A 19,702-nucleotide genomic window follows, 5' to 3' on the forward strand; every position below is an offset into this window, starting at 1 on the left:
GGAGAGCATGTATGTTAACGACAAACATTGAACTGAAACCAAAAGTGAAAGCGTTTTTAAATGAAGAAGTTAAAATGTTTATTAATGGTGAATTTGTTTCTTCTATGAGCGGTAAGACGTTTGAAACTTACAATCCAGCAACAGAAGATGTTCTAGCAGTAGTATGTGAAGCGCAAGAAGAAGATATTGATGTCGCAGTAAAAGCAGCAAGATCTGCATTTGAATCGGGTCCGTGGGCAGAAATGACTACTGCTGAAAGAGCGCATCTTATTTATAAATTAGCAGACTTAATTGAAGAGCATAGAGAAGAATTAGCACAGCTTGAAGCTTTAGATAACGGAAAACCATATCAAGTAGCACTGGATGATGATATTGCAGCGACAGTAGAAAACTATCGTTATTACGCGGGATGGGCTACAAAAATTATCGGGCAAACCATTCCGATTTCAAAAGACTACTTAAATTACACACGCCATGAACCTGTTGGCGTTGTAGGTCAAATTATTCCGTGGAATTTCCCGCTCGTTATGTCTTCTTGGAAAATGGGAGCTGCACTTGCGACAGGGTGTACCATTGTATTAAAACCGGCAGAGCAAACGCCTTTATCTTTATTATATACAGCGAAGCTATTTAAAGAAGCTGGTTTTCCAAACGGTGTTGTAAACTTTGTACCAGGTTTCGGCCAAGAAGCAGGAGCGGCAATTGTAAATCATCATGATATTGATAAAGTAGCTTTCACTGGTTCAACAGTTACGGGAAAATATATTATGCGCCAATCTGCAGAAACAATTAAACATGTCACATTAGAACTTGGTGGTAAGTCACCAAATATCATTTTAGAAGACGCTGACTTAGAAGAAGCAATTAACGGTGCGTTCCAAGGTATTATGTATAATCACGGACAAAATTGTAGTGCAGGATCTAGAGTATTCGTTCATCGAAAGCATTATGAAACAGTCGTAAATGAACTTGTAAAAATGGCAAATGAAGTCAAGCTTGGAGCAGGTATGGAGAAGGAAACTGAAATGGGTCCACTCGTATCTAAAAAACAACAAGAGCGAGTGCTGAATTACATTGAAGAAGGAAAAGCTGAAGGTGCAACTGTTGCAGCTGGCGGTAAACGTGCATTTGAAAAAGGTTATTTTGTACAGCCAACAGTATTCACAAATGTTACTGACGATATGACGATTGTTAAGGAAGAAATTTTTGGACCAGTTGTCGTTGTACTTCCATTTGATTCGACCGAAGAGGTAATTGAAAGAGCGAATAACTCTTCATATGGGCTTGCTGCTGGGGTATGGACACAAAATATTAAAACTGGACATCAAGTTGCCAATAAATTAAAGGCAGGAACAGTTTGGATTAATGATTATAACTTAGAAAATGCTGCTGCCCCGTTTGGTGGATATAAGCAATCTGGTATTGGGCGTGAGTTAGGCTCATATGCGCTAGATAATTATACAGAAGTGAAGAGTGTCTGGGTCAATATTAAGTGAAACTCTATTTAGTAGAAGTCTATAGCCCGTAAATAACGGAATAAATAAGAGAAGCGGACAACTGGAATGCAAGTCAAAGGTTGTCCGCTTTCTATATATAAATATTCTTTTTCAAAATACTTAAGAGGGGGACTTTGATGGAGCAGTTAGTAGAGTGGTTAGTAGGGCAAGTATGGAGTATTGGTTTAGTTATTTTCGCATTAGGGGCAGGCGTATATTTCACCATTGCGACTCGTTTTTTACAGATTCGTTATTTTAAAGAGATGATTAAGCTACTTTTTGAAGGGAAAAGCTCAGAGACTGGGATATCATCCTTCCAAGCATTTTGTTTGGCCTTATCAGGTAGGGTTGGAATAGGTAATATCGCAGGGGTAGCGACAGCTATCGCTTTTGGCGGACCTGGAGCTGTATTTTGGATGTGGGTAATGGCCCTTTTAGGAGCAGCTAGTGCATTCGTTGAATCAACATTATCTCAAGTATATAAAAGTAAAGTAGGAAATGAATACCGCGGTGGTACACCATATTTTATTGAAAAAGGTTTAAAAATGAAATGGTTTGCGGTCATTGTTGCGGTAGTTGTAACACTTTCATATGGCGTTTTATTACCAGGTATTCAATCTAGTAGTATCGCAGTTGGATTTGAAAACTCTAATGGCATTAGCAAGTATATAACTGGAATACTATTAGTTGTGCTGTTAGCAGCAATTATATTTGGGGGCGTAAAAAGAATTGCTGGTGTGTCTCAAATGTTAGTACCTTTTATGGCAATTGGATATGTAATTGTTACATGTATCATTTTAATTGCGAATATAGCAGAAATTCCAAGTATGTTTGCTTTAATTTTCTCAAGTGCATTTGGTGTAAATGAAATGTTTGGTGGTATCGTTGGTGCAGCTATTGCTTGGGGCGTAAAACGTGCTGTATTTTCAAATGTTGCTGGTGTTGGAGAAGCGACATATAGTTCGGCTGCTGCTGAAGTGTCACACCCTGCAAAACAAGGATTAGTTCAAGCGTTTTCCGTATATATTGATACAATTGTTGTATGTACAGCGACTGCTCTTATGATATTAATAACAGGTATGTATAATGTAATACCTGAAGGGAAAAGTGCTATTGTAAAAAATATAGGAAATGTGGAAGCTGGACCACTCTATACACAACAAGCAGTTGAAACTGTAATGGCAGGATTTGGTCCAATATTTATTTCAATCGCAATCTTCTTCTTCGCATTTACAACTTTGCTCGCATACTACTATATTGCAGAAACGACACTCACTTATTTAGATCGCGAATTAAAATATGGCTGGTTAAAATCAGTTTTAAAAATTGGATTTTTAATTATGGTTTATATCGGTAGTGTAGAATCAGCTTCGTTCTTATGGAACCTTGGGGATCTTGGAATAGGTAGTATGGCATGGTTAAACCTTATAGCAATCCTATTGTTAAGCAAAACCGCATTAAAAGTATTAAAAGATTATGAAACACAGAAAAAAGAAGGAAAAGATCCGGTTTTTGATCCTAAAAAAGTAGGAATTGAAGGTTTAACGATTTGGGAAGAGCGGAGTAAAGAGGTTGAAAAGAAAGGTTCTAAAGAAAAAGTGCCAGTAGATGATAGCGTTAAATTTTAAATATGTAAATTTTCGTTATTAAAAAACTGAAAATTCACTCTTTTATTAAGGTTATATACAGAATTTGTTTAGTATTAAACAGAAAGCCCTCCTTAAAATATTATTTTAAGGAGGGCTTTCTAGTTTATCCTAATTTTTATGAAAGAGTTTCAATTGTTTCATATAGTTATCCTTTCTCTAAAAAATCATATTTTAAATAATTTCATCTTAGAATTTAATTATTCCTTCTTTAAAAGTTGTTACAATGAAACAAAAGGGGGAAATGTAATGCGAAATTTAGTAATTGAAGAAATTAAGCAACTAGAAAATGATATTGAAGAGCTTTCTAAACTTTTGAAAACTGTAGTAGATGATGGGGCGTCAATTGGTTTTTTACCTCCACTTGAACAAAAAGAAGCAATGCAGTATTGGAAAACTGTATTAGCACCAGAAGTAATCTTGTTTGTCGCTAAAATAAATAATGAAGTAGCAGGAAGTGTTCAATTGCATTTAGTTACAAAGCCAAACGGGATCCATAGAGCCGAAATTTGTAAGTTAATGACTCATCCAAACTTTAGACGTAACGGCATTGGACGTTTGCTTATGCAAAAAGCAGAGGAACGAGCAAAACAAGAAAACAGGTCTCTTATAGTGCTAGATACGAGAGAAGGAGATCCTTCCAATAGACTGTACAAATCATTAGACTACCAAGAAGTTGGGAAAATACCAGGGTATGCGATTTCTCCGAATGGTGAGTTAGATGCAACGGTAATTTATTATAAAATGATTTAGTTTTTTATTGGAAAAGGAAGATAATTTAAAACAAAGTTTGATAAAACCCTATATAATAGGGTTGTTCTTTTGATCCTGTAACTTCATCTGGAATGTTCAATTAAAAGACCAGTTTGTAGAAGGCTTTAATAGGTTTTTTAGAGTTATTATTTAAATAGGGATTTTGAAGTCTTTTGGTGAATATTAAATGTTAATCTAAAAGATGGAGGTTGCTGTCATGTTGAAACTGTTTCAATATAACTGGCAAGTTCGTGATGATTGGTTTACATTGTGCGAAGACATGCCGGATGAAGAACTATTAAAGAAACGAGTCGGTGGGTTCGGCAGTATCTTACATACCTTATTTCATATTGTAGATGTGGAATATATGTGGATCTTAGGTTTGCGCGGTGAACCAGTGCCCGATGAGCCATTGTTTGAAGAGTATGTCAGTTTACAAAAAGTAAAAAATCTTTCAGCTCAATACCACGAGAAAGTGAAGCCATTTGTGACATCTTGGACAAATGAAATGGATTCTCGGAAACTTTCAGAAACTGATTTCACTGAAGAACCGATTAGCTCTAGAGACGCACCAATTAGGCGCAGAGTCACTGAATGTACACACGGAGAGATAATACGCCATGTCATCGTCCACGAAATCCACCATATCGGCCAGTTATCTATATGGGCACGTGAAATAGGAAAGGAGCCTGTTTCCGCAAATTTGAGAGGAAGAGGGCTATTCGATAATTAGACTGCCTATGCCAATTTCGCATTTAACAACGTAGTGCAAGTTCCATCTTTATTTTAACGAAAAGATAATTTTTGACCATCTAAATTATTTTAGATGGTCTTTATTTGTGAAAACGATGAAAAATATAGAAGAAAGTGCAATTATTTATAAAAAATTCGGCTTTAAATATTGTCATATTTGCTTCTTTAAGATATCCTTTTCATGAAGAGGTGGAAAACATGGAAAAAGTACTAGTTTTCGGGCATAAAAACCCAGATACAGATGCAATTTGTTCTGCAATTGCTTATGCAGAATTGAAAAAAGAATTAGGAATGAATGCTGAGCCTGTACGTTTAGGCGAAATCAGCGGTGAAACTCAATTTGCGTTAGATTATTTTAAAGTAGAAGGACCGCGTTTTGTTGAGACAGTTGCAAGCGAAGTGGACAACGTTATTTTAGTTGATCATAACGAGCGTCAACAAAGTGCTAACGATATCGAATCTGTTCGTGTGTTAGAAGTTATTGACCATCACCGTATTGCTAACTTTGAAACAAGCGATCCTATATACTACCGTTGTGAGCCAGTTGGTTGTACAGCTACAATCTTAAACAAAATGTACAAAGAAAATGGAGTTACAATTCGTAAAGAAGTTGCAGGTTTAATGTTATCTGCAATCATTTCAGATTCTTTATTATTCAAATCTCCAACTTGCACAGAGCAAGACGTAGCAGCAGCTCGTGAATTAGCTGAAATCGCTGGTGTAGATGCAGATAGCTACGGCTTAGAAATGCTAAAAGCTGGTGCTGACTTAAGCGGAAAAACAATGGAGCAATTAATCTCTCTTGACGCTAAAGAATTCCAAATGGGTAACGCGAAAGTTGAAATCGCACAAGTAAACGCTGTTGATACAAACGACGTTCTTGTACACCAAGCGGAACTTGAAAAAGTTATCTCTGCAGTAGTAGAAGAAAAAGGTTTAGACCTATTCTTATTCGTTGTAACTGATATCTTAACTAACGATTCTGTAGGTCTTGCGATTGGTAAAGCAGCAAACGTTGTTGAGAAAGCTTACAATGTATCTCTTGAAAACAACACAGCTACATTAAAAGGTGTTGTATCTCGTAAAAAACAAATCGTACCAGTACTAACAGAAGCATTCCAAGCTTAATATTATTGAATACGGATAAACAGGAAGGACAAGTAGTCAGATTGGCTGCTTGTCTTTTTTTTATAGAACTACAGATCTACTTAATAAAGGGGAATAAAAAAGGATAGCGATTGCTATCCTCCTAACCGTTTATTCATAAGATCGCTTCTTGTTTATATAAAATGTAACAATAGCAACAATAATGAAAATAGGTATTGCGTACGCTTGCCCAACAAATAATTTCCATCCCACAGAATTATAGCCGTCAGATGCTGGAATGATAATTGCGATGATACAAACAATGATATAAGCTAATAATGCTGGGAGTATATTTTTCATATTTATTCACCTCCTGCTAACAATATATTTATATATTATACTATTGAGTGGGGATTAGAAGATTAAGTGTACTTGATTTTACGAAACCTTAACAAATGAATTAAAGGATGAGGTATATGCATGTTGTATGAAATTGACTTTAGTACGGTGTGTTTATGTAATAATATATATGTTTAATCGACAGTTCTAAAAGAAACTAAACTAAATATGGGATATAATGTAATTTTATCTTTTGAGATTATTATATAGTATTTTGCAAAAAAATGTACTGAAAAATTAATATTTCATAAGTAAGATAGAAACGAGGTACGAAATAACGATGAAAAGGCTATGCATAATTCCATGCGGAAAAAAGAAAGTTTGGGATAAGTACCCAGATTACGGAAAGGCAGAGGCAAAAGACGTATATATTAGCCCGTTTGGAAAAGCATGTCAGGCGTACGCGACTGAGTTTTTTGAGAACTGGGTTATCTTATCAGCGAAGCATGGGTTTTTAAGACCAAATGATATTGTACAAGAAAACTATGATCTTGCATTTGACTCTAAAAGTAATGAGATTATTAGTATAGAACAATTACAAAAACAGATGGTTGAAAAAGATTTACTTCAGTTTGATGAAATCTTTTTACTTGCAGGAAAAAAGCATAAAAAAGTAGTGACGAAGTTATATCCAGAAGAAATCATTACATATCCGTTAGAAGGATGTAAAGGGATTGGGTATATGTTGCAGAGCTTGAAGAGGGCGGTGCAGGAAGGAAAGGAATTATAGTTTTGGTTTACTCTTTTTAATTGGTCACAAATGTGGTCACATTTTAATAATCTTTTCGAGTTCGTCAGATATTGACTTATCTATACTCGGTAACACGTGAGAGTATGATACCGAGCGTTGTTTTAATTGAGCTATGCCCCAAGCGTGATGATATTTGATGGATAATTACATTGACTAATAAAAAGAAGGACGTTTATCCTTACTGCAAGGCGTTCTTCTTTTTTATTTTATTCTTCGTCTTCAAAATCGCGTAAGCTATCCAGCAATTCTGTAAAAGATGAATAAACAGGATAAGTGGATTCTTCCATTTCCTCTTCTTCGTGGGAATTGAAGTGTTGTCAGCCCTAGAAAACGCAGGAAACATTGTAATCCGATTTCTACAGCCATTAAAAGAATGTAGGCAAAATTTTAAACGGTAAGAGCAAAAAAGACAAGCTATGAATATGATAATAAAAAAAGGAGATGTTGAATAATGGGTTACATTGTAGATATTTCGAAATGGAATGGCGATATTAACTGGGATGTAGCATCACCACAATTAGATTTCGTAATTGCACGTGTGCAAGATGGTTCAAATTATGTAGACCCTCTATATAAAAATTATGTACAAGCGATGAAAGCGAGAAATATTCCATTTGGTAACTATGCATTCTGCCGTTTCGTTTCAGTAGAAGATGCAAAAGTAGAAGCTCGTGATTTTTGGAACCGTGGAGATAAGAGTGCTACAGTTTGGGCTGCAGATGTTGAAGTTAAAACAATGGATGATATGCGAACAGGTACACAAGCTTTTATCGACGAATTACGCCGGTTGGGTGCTAAGAAAATCGGCTTATATGTTGGTCATCATATGTATGAACCTTTCGGCATGGCAAATGTGAAATGTGACTTTGTATGGATTCCGCGATATGGAGGCAATAAGCCAGCATATCCGTGTGATATTTGGCAGTACACGGATACAGGGAATGTTCCTGGCATCGGTAAATGTGATCTCAATTCACTCATAGGAAATAAACCTCTATCGTGGTTTACTGGAACAGTACAACAACCAGTGCAAGTACAAGAAAATAAACAAAATATTATCCAATCAGGAGCTTTTTCACCGTATGAAACTCCTGATGTTATGGGAGCATTGACTTCTCTAAAAATGACAGCTAAGTTCATTTTACAATCTGATGGATTAACATATTTCATTTCTGATCCAACTTCAGACACGCAACTAAATGCAATGAAAGATTATCTTGAACGTAAAAAATGGTGGTATAAGGAAATCTAGTGATTTAAGTCTGTGTATTTAGAATATCCCTTATCTAAAGAACAGCTCCACAAAGAAGATATAATCGAATTTTCTTCGGAATTTATCCTTCTATTATGTATAAAATCTATTTTCGGTTTATAGAATGATAGATTACAAGTGATTATTTTACAGAAACTTTTAAACTAGATTAGTATTCATTAAATATGATTTATCTATTCTAATTCGTAAAAACTAGACTAGTAAACATGCTCTTCTATGATTTCAAACATAGAATATAATGAATTCTATTTAGGAGGAAGTATATTCATGGGGAATCATTGTCATTGTGGACGATCGTTTTGGGATGGTTTAATGTTTGGAGGATGTAGATGCAGGAATTGTCATGAATGCAGTTGCAAAGAGAAACCGAAATGTGATTGTGATGAGTGTCGTCGTAAGGAGAAACCGAAGTGTGATTGTGAAAAGTGTCATTGTAAAGAGAAACCGAAGTGTGATTGTGAAAAGTGTCATTGTAAAGAGAAACCGAAATGCAATTGTAAACATGAAGGGTATTAGTAATAAAAAAGAGTANNTACTCTTTTTTATTACTAATTTATATTCCATCTTGAATTGATTTGGTTTCAATTTCCCATGTATCTTTCTTTTTAATTTTTATAGGTACATAAGTTCCGTTTGATGCTTGATAAAAGATATAACCATTGTTTGATTTCACATATGTTAATGGTTCACCAATGCAATCTCGCGAACAGGCTGTATTAATAAGCTCGATTAATGATAGTTCACTTGGATCGGTTTTACTCGCATCTATAACGGTATCAAGGCTCGTTTTACGGTAACCTTGTAAGTTTACATGAAAGTTCTGTTCAATTTCTCCTGTAATGCTAGTATTCATTACTTCAACTGAATTTTTCTTTTCTTGCAGAAATCCATTTTCATAAAGGAATTTTGTATATCCAAGCCATGCGATTAAAAATAGCATGATAAACATCCCAGACATTTTTAGTGTTCGAAGCCGCTTACTTACAATAGTTTCTGAGTATTTCATTCAGTCTAATCCTCCAATGTTTTTAACTTAAAGTATGCTTGGATACATATATTTAGAAGAGGATGAAGGTAACGAGCTATTGATTAAAAAAGAAAGCATCTGAAGTTAGATGCTTTCTTTTTTTAGTTTCCATTACCTGTTAGTTACTTGTTGCATAAGCGGTCTTATTTCTTTAACAGGTGGTTTTTTATCATAGGCATCAACGTAGGAAAAGTAATAATTTAAGTTCCTAAGAAGACCTTTCCCTATTTTTGCGCTTAAGAAGGGGAATACTTGTCCAGTATAATCATCGAGAGACTTACAATAGTATTTTTCATCTAAATATATACTGTATTTACATGTTAGTTCTACTAATGGATTACCTTCATCATCAAATACTTCTTTAGAATCAATAATGTCTATTAATGCAAATTTTTCATTCAGATAAACTTTCTTTTTTTTCTCGTGTTTATTTGTGAGGATAAATACGAGACCAATGGCGTTAATCAAACTATTTCCTCCTATAAAAAACGGATATTAATAAAATATATCGATATAAACTAAATGTAAAGAGGAGAGGTAAAATATCATTGCTAGAAAGTTTTATAAGCCGATTTGGTTTTTCAAATCGGCTTATTTTTATTGAAAAACTTGTGGGAATTGTTTTACGATTGCGTCTGTTATCATGTCGGCCATTTCTAATGCTTCTTTTTCAATTTTATCGTACAGTTTTACACTTGCATCAAAATCTTTATTTAGAAAGGCAAGTGCCTCTGCTTTCGTTAGTGCTAAATGTTCATAAAACATTTTTCTAAATTCTTCTTTTTCTATATGTGGGTTGATGCTGTTAAGAAACTCAACAATTTCATCACCGTTAGCGTACCATTTTTTCTCTATAGCGGCAGCTGCATTTTGATCACCAGCTTTTGCGGCTTTAACAAGATCCGCTGCAATGACTAAGTGGTCTTTAATTAAGGCACTATATTTTTTTACTGCATTCTCACCATAGAATGGTTCAAGTGATAGTCCCATATGTGTTGCGTTTTGTAGAAGCCGTCCAACTGTCACGTTAACATCTGGTAAATTAAAGACGATGCTTATAATAGCTAACCTCGTCCAAGCGACGTGTTGTTCCCATAAAGAACGCATATAACCTTTTAAAAAGTTCTCGTTTTTACTAATTCGATAATTACGTACAGATACATCAAAGTTTACATAAGGATTATGATAGGGGGAGTAATACGATTGCCAATAAGAATACATAAATAGTAACACTCCTTTGAACATGTATAACTCAAAGTATGATAAAGATTTATTTTTAGTTACGTGTCCTAGATTATTTTCAAGAATTTGATAAGTGGAAGGTTAAAAAGGGAGAAAGTTTGAAAACACACTTGTGATATATATGAATTAATCGAATATAACGTAAAAGAGGCTCTGCAAGGGAAGTTGCAGAGCCTCAAAAGGGTATTGCCGAGATGTCGGACTCGACTACGTAATATTACCATAAAATTATTTTGAATAAACCTGGTAAATCTGTCCAAATGAAAGTGAATTTTTAATAAAGTGAAAGGGAGCTGCTTCCTGCGGCAGCCCCCTTTCACTAGATAATGTTGATGAGCAAAAACTCATCTGGAGTACTTTTATAGTAACAAGTAAAATTCGATTTGTGTATTGAGAAATATGAATTGCTTTCGTGAATATAACAAATTTATATGATACTTTTTTCGATTTTAATTATTTGCTTTGGCTGAAAAAGAGGCTCTAAAATAATTATACTTGCTGATTTAGGTTGTAGGATGTATAGATGGTAATATTGAGAAAGTTTTGTGATAGTCATATTTTAAGTGATAATATTATCGTTTAAAAAGGCGAAACAGGAAATTAAATAGCGTTTTGTAAGAAAATAATGGTTGATATTTGTAATAAGATTCATATTTCCATACGTCATTATTTGGAAATTCAAGTTGTTCACTTTTAGTTTTAATTTTGCTAGAATGATTTTTCATTCCCGTGACCTCCTCAAATTATATGTACACCATTTATATATTCGATAAGGCTATATAAAATCTCTCCTTAGAACGTTTTGAATAATTCATGTTCTCCACATTCATCACTTTTATGATATATAATATAAATAGATGAAAGATAAAGAAAAGCAGGTGACTCTTTTTTGTTTACAAAAGCACAAGAACTTTTAGCGTCTTATTTCGGTTATTCGTCATTCCGAAGAGGACAAGATGAAACAATTAAAAATGTTTTAGACGGGAAAGATACAGTTTGTATTATGCCTACGGGCGGTGGTAAATCAATTTGTTATCAAATTCCCGCATTAGTATTTGAAGGAACGACGTTAGTAATATCACCTTTGATATCACTTATGAAAGATCAAGTAGATACATTAATACAAAACGGTATTTCCGCTACATATATTAATAGTTCTATTTCTATTACAGAAGCGAATCAACGAATTCAATTGGCGAAACAAGGACATTATAAGTTACTTTACGTGGCGCCTGAGCGTCTTGATTCTATGGAGTTTGTTGATCAACTTATTGATATGAAAATCCCAATGATTGCGATTGATGAGGCACACTGTATTTCGCAGTGGGGTCATGATTTCCGCCCAAGTTATTTACATATACATCGCATATTAGATTATCTTCCGGAAAAACCACTTGTTTTAGCATTAACAGCAACGGCAACACCACAAGTACGTGATGATATTTGTAACACGCTTGGAATTAATCAAGAAAATACAATTATGACAACGTTTGAGCGTGAGAACTTATCGTTTTCAGTAATTAAAGGACAAGATCGAAATGCGTATTTAGCAGATTATATTCGTCAAAATCAAAAGGAATCTGGGATTATTTATGCAGCTACAAGAAAAGTAGTCGATCAATTATATGAAGACTTAGGGAAAGCAGGAGTTTCGGTATCGAAATATCATGCTGGTATGAGCGATCACGATCGAAATGAACAGCAAGAACTCTTTTTACGAGATGAAGTCAGTGTAATGGTAGCAACATCTGCATTCGGTATGGGTATTGATAAATCAAATATTCGTTATGTTATTCATTATCAGCTGCCAAAAAATATGGAAAGTTATTATCAAGAAGCAGGACGTGCTGGTCGTGACGGATTAGATAGTGCATGTATATTGTTATATTCTTCTCAAGATGTGCAAGTACAGCGCTTTCTAATTGATCAATCAACGGGAGAATCACGTTTTTCAAATGAACTAGAAAAACTGCAAAATATGACCGATTACTGTCATACAGAACAATGTTTACAATCATTTATTTTGCAATACTTTGGAGAAGAGCCGAAGGAAGATTGTGGGCGCTGCGGTAATTGTACAGATGACCGTGAAAGTATAGATGTGACGAGAGAGTCACAAATGGTACTATCTTGTATGATTAGGACGAACCAACGATTCGGAAAACAAATGATTGCACAAGTATTAACTGGGTCGAAAAATAAGAAAGTCATTGAATTTAATTTTCATACTTTGCCAACGTACGGTCTTTTATCAAACCGTAGTGTAAAAGAAGTCAGTGAGTTTATTGAGTTTTTAATTTCAGAAGAGTTAATTGCAGTTGAGCACGGAACTTATCCGACATTAAAAGTAACAGAAAAAGGGAAAGAAGTATTACTTGGGAAAGAGAACGTTTTACGCAAAGAACGAGTAGAAACGAGACAAATTGTTCAAGATCATCCTTTATTTGAAGTGCTTCGTGATGTGCGCAAAGAAATTGCACAAGGAGAAGGTGTTCCTCCGTTCGTTATTTTCTCTGACCAAACATTAAAAGATATGTGTGCAAAAATGCCACGAAATGATTCCGAGCTTCTTACTGTAAAAGGCATTGGGGAACATAAACTTGTGAAGTACGGTTCTCACTTCTTACAAGCAGTTCAGCACTTTATTGAAGAAAATCCAAATTATGCTGAAACGATTAAGACAGAAGTTGTTACAGAGCGCAAAAAGTCTGGCAAAGCTTCAGCAAATTCTCATTTAGAAACGTATGAAATGTATAAACAAGGCATTGATTTAAGTGAGATTGCGAAAGATAGAGGTCTATCAAGACAAACGATTGAAAACCATTTAATTCGCTCTTTTGAAGATGGTATGGAAGTGAATTGGCAAAGCTTTGTTCCAGCAGAGTATGAATCTCTTATTGAAACTGCCGTACAAAATGTAGAAGGTGGTTTGAAATCTATTAAAGAACAACTTCCAAATGAAGTGAGTTACTTTATGATTCGTGCATATTTGCAAATAAGAAAGTAGAGACATATAAAGGGGATTGGGATATATGCATCATATTTTCGTGTATGGCACGTTAAGAAATGGGCAAACGAATGCTCATTATATGCAAGGTGCAACCTGTATCGCAGAAGAGGCTTGGGTGTACGGTAAGCTTTTCGATACAAATGAAGGATATCCTGCAATGATTTGCTCAAACGAGGAAAAGGTACATGGGGAAGTTTATGAAGTAAATGATGATGTTTTGCAAAAGTTAGATGAACTTGAAGAATACACAGGCAATGCAGAAACTGATTTATATGATAGAATTACGCAAACAGTATATGTTGCTGATAGAGAAATACACGCGTATGTGTATATTGCCCAGGATAAAGAGATGTTAAAGAAAATCATTGATTCTGGGGATTGGCTCGTGTATCAAAAAGTATAATTAAAGTAGCCATAGATAAAAATTGGAAAGCAGATAATGGAATCATTATCTGCTTTTTAGTGTGTTTACAGTTGGATTTCTCAAAGTGATAGAGGATAGATTATATTATCTTGATAATAGTAATAGGGCGAGAATCTATTATGTTCAATCAATAATATAATGACACAATTGACAAAACATACATCAGTGTTATAATGATACCTTGTTATCTAGGTAACAAAATATCGTTTTTTTTACGATAAGGATGTGAAATTATGAAACAAAATAATGAACAAATAAATGAAAAGAATACAAGAATTAAAGTTGAACGTGTGCAAACTGGAATTAGAATGGAAAAAAGAATGGTAAAAGTTTTGAAAGCGATGGCAGAATATCATGATATTTCACTTGGTGTTCTTCTTGAAAGAATCGTTCTACATTCTTTTGAAAACAAACCTGTGTTTAGTGATGAAAGCCTTGAAAAAGTTAAAGCTATAAAAGAAGTTTACGATATGGATTATGGCCTAGAAATAAGTCGTAAGTGGAATGATTCGGATAACTAGAATATTAATAATACCATTTAGATTTTATGTAAAAGGTTTATGAAATATAGAAATGAAAATAAAGTATCAGGAGCGATATTAAATGAAATTCAGTACATTGACTATATTTGATAATTACCCCGATCAATTATCTCGAACTCCTAGACAATTCTACAATGAGGTATTGGAGCAAGCCGTTCGAACTGAAGAAATGAATTTTGATGGGGTATGGTTTGCAGAACATCATTTCTCAGATTTTGGTATTAATCCTTCACCAGCAGTTTTGCTCGCTGCGGTATCTCAAAGAACGAATAGAATTCGCCTCGGCGTGGGTGTTTCAGTACTGCCATTACACAACCCTATAAGAGTTGCCGAAGATTATGCGATAGTTGATCTTTTATCAAACGGAAGATTAGATTTAGGGCTAGGTAGTGGATATGCACAGAAGGAATTTGATGGCTATAATATTTCATTGGAGGACAAAACTGAACGTTTTAACGAGTCTCTAGAAGTGCTGCGTAAGGCATGGTCAGGCAAGATCTTTTCTCATCAAGGGAACTTTTATCAATACAAAGACCTTAAACTTAATGTTCAGCCCATACAAGCTCCTTTTCCGCCTCATTGGATTGCAACCTCTAGTGAAACAGGTGTTAGTCATGTTGCTAGTATGGGAAACAATTTCATGGGTCTTGGGTTTAGTAAATCACGAGATGAATTAGCAAAGCTGATTGATACTTACAAGAATACGTATCTAAAGTCAGGATACGGTAATCCAGAAGAACTGGAAATCCCTGTTGCATTTCATGTTCATGTCGGTGAAACATATGCAGAGGCTGAATCTAATGCGAAAGATCCATATCAACGATTTATGAATACTCCGCGTGGGACAAATATTTCATATGAAGACCTTACACATAAATTCAATCCAGTAATAGGAAGTTCTGATGAAGTTATTAAACAAATTCAGTCCTACAGTGAAATAGGTGTTACGAATTTTATGGCAGTAATGAATTTTGGTGGACTAGAACATCATAAAGTTCTTTCATCTTTGGACTTATTTGGTAAGTATGTAATTCCTGCATGTAAGTGACAAATTAATTGGTCACTTAACTAATAAAATGAATGTATTTTTTATAAATAAATATAAAGAGAAAAAAGTTATTTTGAGGATACTTCAAAATCTTAGATCGAAGGGCATGGTTTTTTATGCCTTTATTTATTTTGGAAAATTCTCACTTATTCTATTGACTTTACGAATGGATTTTTAATAAAATTATATTTCGACTGAAAAAATTGGAACGGACAGGAGGGAATCATCAAATGAGTAACATATTTGAAGAAGAATTACAGAAAATGAAAGATATTTTATGTACGATGGATGAGCAATTAGAGCAGCTTGAAAAAATCCCAGTTTATTATGGAGAAGATTTTAAAGAGCAAATTCTTGAAAGTATGAGGGAGTCTAATAGACAAAACTTACGTATCGGTGTGCAAGAGCCGTACTTTGGAAGATTAGACTTCCAGGAGGATGGAAAAGAAGATGTTATGCCGATTTACATCGGTAAAGTAGGTGTTTCAGATAAAGATACGATGAAACCGATGGTTATTGATTGGCGAGCACCTGTTGCAAGTATGTTTTATTCATTTACCGGTGGTGAAGAATTAGCATTTTATCAATCACCTGACGGGTTAGTAGAAGGCGATGTTTATTTAAAACGAAATATTTCTATTCGAAAAAGAGAACTTGAACGTGTTGTTGATACATATGTGAAAGGAAATGAAGATGTATCGCATGCTGATGATTTTCTTCTATATCGATTAGGTGAGAATAAAGATAATAAATTGAAAGATATCGTTTCGACTATACAATCGGAGCAAAATGATATTATTCGTGCGGAAAGAAACTTACCATTATTAATTCAAGGGGTTGCAGGGAGCGGAAAGACAACAATTGCTTTACACCGCCTTGCTTTTTTAATTTATGAATACCGTGAACAACTTGAAGCGGAGAGAATGATCGTATTCGCTCCAAACAGTTTGTTTTTAGACTATATTTCGAGCGTACTTCCTGAATTGGGTGTAGGCAATATTAGTCAAACAACGTTTCCAGATTGGGCATTGCGTACGTTAGAGGGTTCGGTGAAACTAAAGCAGACAGAAGAAAAATTGAAAGAAGCCTTTTCAATTAATCGTGATGAAAAAAAGGTTATGCTAGGTAAGTTTAAAGGCACGCTTGAATTTAAGTCATTCATTGAAGAGAGAATGGTTCAATTTGAAAAAGAATTAGTACCGACGAAAGATTTTGAGGCATGGGATAAAGCAGTTATTCCAGTGGAAGACGTTAAAAAATGGATGCAAGTTGAATATAAACATTATCCATTAAAGAGAAGAAGAGAACGTTTAGTCGGCCGTATGAAGCGCTGGATTGAAATTGAACTTAAAAAGTTTGGAGAAACAAACGAGAAAAAGTTACTAAAAAAAGAAGCGACAAAGAGATTGAACACCTATATGAATTTTTGGCCAAAGATGAGCCCGCTTTCACTATACAGTTCAATGTTGAAAAGTAAAGAAATACTCGACGTATTACCTGAAGAATTAGTGCAAGAAACAGAAAAGAATTGTCGTAAAAAAGAAGTGTATGTAGAAGATTTGCCTGCTTTAATTTACATACATCATCGCATAACAGGTATTGAAATCGGACAAAAGTTTCATCACGTCGTTATTGATGAAGCGCAAGACTTCTCGCCATTCCAAGTTTATGTACTAAAAGAAATTACACTAGGTAATTCTTTCACTATATTAGGTGATTTATCGCAAGCGATTTATGATTATCAAGGAATTGAAGATTGGAACGCTTTTAAGGAAGTATTCCAAGAAACAGGTTATTATGAACTGACGAGAAGTTATCGTTCGACAAAAGAAATTATTGAATTTGCGAATGAAATAATTAAAAATGCAGAAATTCCTGTAGGGCTCGCAACGCCAGTTTTCCGTAGCGGGGAAGATGTGAAAGTAATTGGTACAGAAGATCAATTCACTGAAATTGTGAAGACATTACAATATCTACAAAATGAAGATGTGAAAACAATTGCGGTAATCGGAAGAACGGACGATGAATGCCGTGAAATGTATGAAAAATTAACGAATGCAGGATTAAAAGTGAACGTAATCGAAGCGGATCAAAGCAAATATGAAGGTGGTATTTCAGTAGTACCTGTCTATTTAGCAAAAGGTTTAGAATTTGACGCTGTATTACTAATAGATGTGGATGAAGAACATTACAAAAACACAAAACACGATGCGAAGTTATTGTATGTCGGATGTACGAGATCACTTCATGATTTATGGATTTTCTATAGTGGGGAAGCATCTCCGTTAATTAAGAAATAAAAAATTCAAGAGGACTTTCTAGTAATAAACAGAAAATCCTCTTGTTTTTCTATATAAAAATAGGGGAGAGAATGAGTATGATTACAAAAGTAATAACGAAAAGAAATTGGGAAGTCGCAAAAACCACTGGAGAAATTAATGAAGCATCTCTTAAGGATGAGGGGTTTATTCATTGTTCATTATTAGACCAAGCTTTAAAAGTAGCTCAAAAACATTTTAATCATGAAGAAGAGGTTTTATTACTTACAATAGATCCATCTCTTGTAAAAGCAGAAATAAAATATGAACTTGCTTCAAACGGTCAAGAATACCCGCATGTATATGGAGTAATCAATGTTGAGGCGATTGTAGAGGTTGTCCCATTTCCTAAAGAAAAAGGAGAATATATATTACCAAAGGTACAAAGTTAAGAATGTTATAGGTATTTAAGTTAGCTAGAAAAGCACAAATCATATAGTTTGTGCTTTTAATTATGTATTTTTTTGGTAAATAATCATTGTTTTTGTCACAACAATACTGTACGATACATAGTATAAAACATATACTGTATGACATATAGTAATGGAAATGAGGTGAATAAATGGATGCTTTATTAAATTCATTAATTACTGAGCTTAGAAGAGGGACTTTAACATTGGCGGTTTTAAGCCAATTAAGAACGCCGCAGTATGGATATTCACTTGTCCAACTATTAGAGAAATCAGGAATCGTAATCGATCAAAGTACTTTATATCCACTACTTCGCCGATTAGAAAAGCAGGAGTTAGTGACGAGTAGTTGGGATAAAACGGAGAGTAGACCTCGTAAGTATTATGTTTTAAGTGAATATGGATCAGAGATATTTTTACAATTGAAAAAGCAATGGGTAAAGGATTCGAAAGAACTTTATAACTTATTAAAGGAGGAGGATGAAAATGAGTATGATTGATATGTACGTCCATGAAGTTGCGAAGAGATTACCTGAAAAAAATCGTGAAGATATTACACTTGAACTACGGTCAACAATAGAGGATATGTTACCAGACGATTATAATGAGGAAGATGTGAAGAGCGTACTCGAAAAATTGGGAAGTCCAGTTTCATTGGCTAATGGGTACTTGGATAGACCCATGCATTTAATTGGACCACGTTATTTTGATGTATATACGACGCTATTAAAAATGATTATACCAATTGCAGCTGTTATTGCGCTCATTTCAATGGTTGCAGAAAATTTTATAGGCTATAATGGTGATCAAGCGGTATTAAATGTTATTTTACAATTGATAGGTAAAGGTATTGGGGAAATTTTTGAAGTGGGTCTCCATGTATTTTTCTGGTTAACACTTGTATTTGCTGTTTTAGAAAGAACTGATAAAGAAAAGGATCCACACCCATTAACAACAAGCTTAAAAAAATGGACACCAGATGACTTGAAAAATGTTTCGTATATCCCGAAGAAAAAGGCGATCTCAAAGTTTGAAGTTTTTGGAGGGTTAATGTGGACGGCAATATGGGCTACACTTTACTTTTATGCGAATCATCTTGTAGGCGTATATCATGGTACAGAAAATGGGCTGAAGTTTGTCGCGCCAACGTTTAATCAAGATGTATTACTTCAATATTGGCCAATCGTTGTGGTTATGATCGTTTTGGAAGTAGCAATATCTCTTTATAAGTTAGTACAGGGACAATGGACGAAAAGATTAGCAATTGGGAATGCGATTCTTCAAGTAGTCGGAGCAATCATATTCATTGTAATTGTAGTAAATCCACATTTATTTAACGAAGGATTTATTACGTATTTGGCAAATGCATTTACTACTTCCCCAGAGGAATTTAAAACGTGGTTAATTGGCGGTGGAATTTTCATTTACTCGTTATCTGCTGCGATAAATATATTTGATGGTTTCCGAAAAGCTAGTATTCGTAAGTCGTTATAAGTCTGAAATTTCGGTATAATAAAACTACTA

Annotated in this window: 19 protein-coding genes and 1 pseudogene; 15 read left to right on the forward strand and 5 right to left on the reverse strand. The window is 34.5% G+C overall.

The window, feature by feature from the left end; translation table 11 throughout:
- Positions 1 to 11: 11 nt before the first annotated feature.
- From COC96_RS06520 to ppaC, 5 genes are all read left to right on the forward strand, one after another.
- Positions 12 to 1,496, forward strand: a complete 1,485-nt coding sequence (locus COC96_RS06520) for an aldehyde dehydrogenase family protein (RefSeq protein ID WP_098266472.1) — start codon at positions 12 to 14, stop codon at positions 1,494 to 1,496.
- A gap of 137 nt (positions 1,497 to 1,633) precedes the next feature.
- Positions 1,634 to 3,124, forward strand: coding sequence for an alanine/glycine:cation symporter family protein (locus COC96_RS06525; RefSeq protein ID WP_098768522.1), 1,491 nt, complete (start codon positions 1,634 to 1,636; stop codon positions 3,122 to 3,124).
- A 267-nt stretch (positions 3,125 to 3,391) separates the two neighbouring features.
- Positions 3,392 to 3,895 carry a GNAT family N-acetyltransferase gene (locus COC96_RS06530; protein ID WP_098768523.1) on the forward strand — a complete coding sequence of 168 codons (504 nt, stop codon included), beginning with the start codon at positions 3,392 to 3,394 and terminating at the stop codon, positions 3,893 to 3,895.
- A gap of 217 nt (positions 3,896 to 4,112) precedes the next feature.
- Complete coding sequence (locus tag COC96_RS06535; protein ID WP_098768524.1) at positions 4,113 to 4,628, forward strand: DinB family protein; 516 nt, start codon at positions 4,113 to 4,115, stop codon at positions 4,626 to 4,628.
- Positions 4,629 to 4,846: 218 nt separating this feature from the next.
- Positions 4,847 to 5,776, forward strand: a complete 930-nt coding sequence (gene ppaC, locus COC96_RS06540; protein ID WP_000416871.1) for a manganese-dependent inorganic pyrophosphatase — start codon at positions 4,847 to 4,849, stop codon at positions 5,774 to 5,776.
- A 129-nt stretch (positions 5,777 to 5,905) separates the two neighbouring features.
- Here the strand turns inward: ppaC and COC96_RS06545 are convergent, their stop codons facing one another.
- Entirely contained in the window at positions 5,906 to 6,094 is a 189-nt protein-coding gene (locus tag COC96_RS06545; protein ID WP_097903700.1) for a DUF4017 family protein, read from the reverse strand.
- Positions 6,095 to 6,413: 319 nt separating this feature from the next.
- Between COC96_RS06545 and COC96_RS06550 the strand changes: the two genes are divergently transcribed.
- Positions 6,414 to 6,863 (forward strand): DUF6884 domain-containing protein, encoded by a 450-nt coding sequence (locus COC96_RS06550; RefSeq protein WP_098768525.1) that lies wholly within the window; start codon positions 6,414 to 6,416, stop codon positions 6,861 to 6,863.
- 227 nt (positions 6,864 to 7,090) lie between these two features.
- Here the strand turns inward: COC96_RS06550 and COC96_RS06555 are convergent.
- Positions 7,091 to 7,195 (reverse strand): annotated as a pseudogene (locus COC96_RS06555) (SMI1/KNR4 family protein); the annotation flags it as partial.
- A 140-nt stretch (positions 7,196 to 7,335) separates the two neighbouring features.
- Between COC96_RS06555 and COC96_RS06560 the strand changes: the two are divergent.
- Entirely contained in the window at positions 7,336 to 8,136 is an 801-nt protein-coding gene (locus tag COC96_RS06560) for a GH25 family lysozyme (protein WP_098266476.1), read from the forward strand.
- Positions 8,137 to 8,710: 574 nt separating this feature from the next.
- Here the strand turns inward: COC96_RS06560 and COC96_RS06570 are convergent.
- The 3 genes from COC96_RS06570 to COC96_RS06580 form a co-directional block, all read right to left on the reverse strand.
- Complete coding sequence (locus COC96_RS06570) at positions 8,711 to 9,163, reverse strand: hypothetical protein (RefSeq protein WP_098768526.1); 453 nt, start codon at positions 9,161 to 9,163, stop codon at positions 8,711 to 8,713.
- Positions 9,164 to 9,295: 132 nt separating this feature from the next.
- Positions 9,296 to 9,652 carry a cytoplasmic protein gene (locus tag COC96_RS06575; RefSeq protein WP_098266478.1) on the reverse strand — a complete coding sequence of 119 codons (357 nt, stop codon included), beginning with the start codon at positions 9,650 to 9,652 and terminating at the stop codon, positions 9,296 to 9,298.
- Between the two features lie 129 nt (positions 9,653 to 9,781).
- Positions 9,782 to 10,405, reverse strand: coding sequence for an acetylglutamate kinase (locus COC96_RS06580; RefSeq protein ID WP_142339961.1), 624 nt, complete (start codon positions 10,403 to 10,405; stop codon positions 9,782 to 9,784).
- A gap of 910 nt (positions 10,406 to 11,315) precedes the next feature.
- Here COC96_RS06580 and recQ point away from each other — a divergent pair.
- The 8 genes from recQ (at position 11,316) to COC96_RS06620 (ending at position 19,672) form a co-directional block, all read left to right on the forward strand.
- On the forward strand, positions 11,316 to 13,433 hold the full coding sequence (recQ, locus tag COC96_RS06585; protein ID WP_098768528.1) for a DNA helicase RecQ: 2,118 nt from the start codon (positions 11,316 to 11,318) through the stop codon (positions 13,431 to 13,433).
- Positions 13,434 to 13,458: 25 nt separating this feature from the next.
- Positions 13,459 to 13,839: a gamma-glutamylcyclotransferase family protein gene (locus COC96_RS06590; protein WP_098768529.1), complete on the forward strand. Its 381-nt coding sequence runs from the start codon at positions 13,459 to 13,461 to the stop codon at positions 13,837 to 13,839.
- Between the two features lie 254 nt (positions 13,840 to 14,093).
- On the forward strand, positions 14,094 to 14,381 hold the full coding sequence (locus COC96_RS06595) for a hypothetical protein (protein ID WP_098266483.1): 288 nt from the start codon (positions 14,094 to 14,096) through the stop codon (positions 14,379 to 14,381).
- An 82-nt stretch (positions 14,382 to 14,463) separates the two neighbouring features.
- Positions 14,464 to 15,450 (forward strand): LLM class flavin-dependent oxidoreductase, encoded by a 987-nt coding sequence (locus tag COC96_RS06600; protein ID WP_098768530.1) that lies wholly within the window; start codon positions 14,464 to 14,466, stop codon positions 15,448 to 15,450.
- Positions 15,451 to 15,680: 230 nt separating this feature from the next.
- Complete coding sequence (locus COC96_RS06605; protein ID WP_098768531.1) at positions 15,681 to 17,750, forward strand: HelD family protein; 2,070 nt, start codon at positions 15,681 to 15,683, stop codon at positions 17,748 to 17,750.
- 77 nt (positions 17,751 to 17,827) lie between these two features.
- The gene (locus COC96_RS06610) at positions 17,828 to 18,160 is read left to right on the forward strand and encodes a DUF952 domain-containing protein (RefSeq protein ID WP_098266486.1); all 333 of its coding nucleotides are present in this window, start codon (positions 17,828 to 17,830) and stop codon (positions 18,158 to 18,160) included.
- A 170-nt stretch (positions 18,161 to 18,330) separates the two neighbouring features.
- Positions 18,331 to 18,678 (forward strand): PadR family transcriptional regulator, encoded by a 348-nt coding sequence (locus tag COC96_RS06615; RefSeq protein WP_098266487.1) that lies wholly within the window; start codon positions 18,331 to 18,333, stop codon positions 18,676 to 18,678.
- Positions 18,665 to 19,672: an HAAS signaling domain-containing protein gene (locus COC96_RS06620; RefSeq protein ID WP_098768532.1), complete on the forward strand. Its 1,008-nt coding sequence runs from the start codon at positions 18,665 to 18,667 to the stop codon at positions 19,670 to 19,672. Before COC96_RS06615 ends, COC96_RS06620 begins: the two co-directional genes overlap by 14 nt.
- The last annotated feature ends 30 nt before the right edge of the window (positions 19,673 to 19,702 follow it).

This window comes from Bacillus cereus, from assembly GCF_002577405.1.
In the GTDB taxonomy this organism is placed as follows: Bacteria; Bacillota; Bacilli; order Bacillales; family Bacillaceae_G; genus Bacillus_A; species Bacillus_A cereus_AU.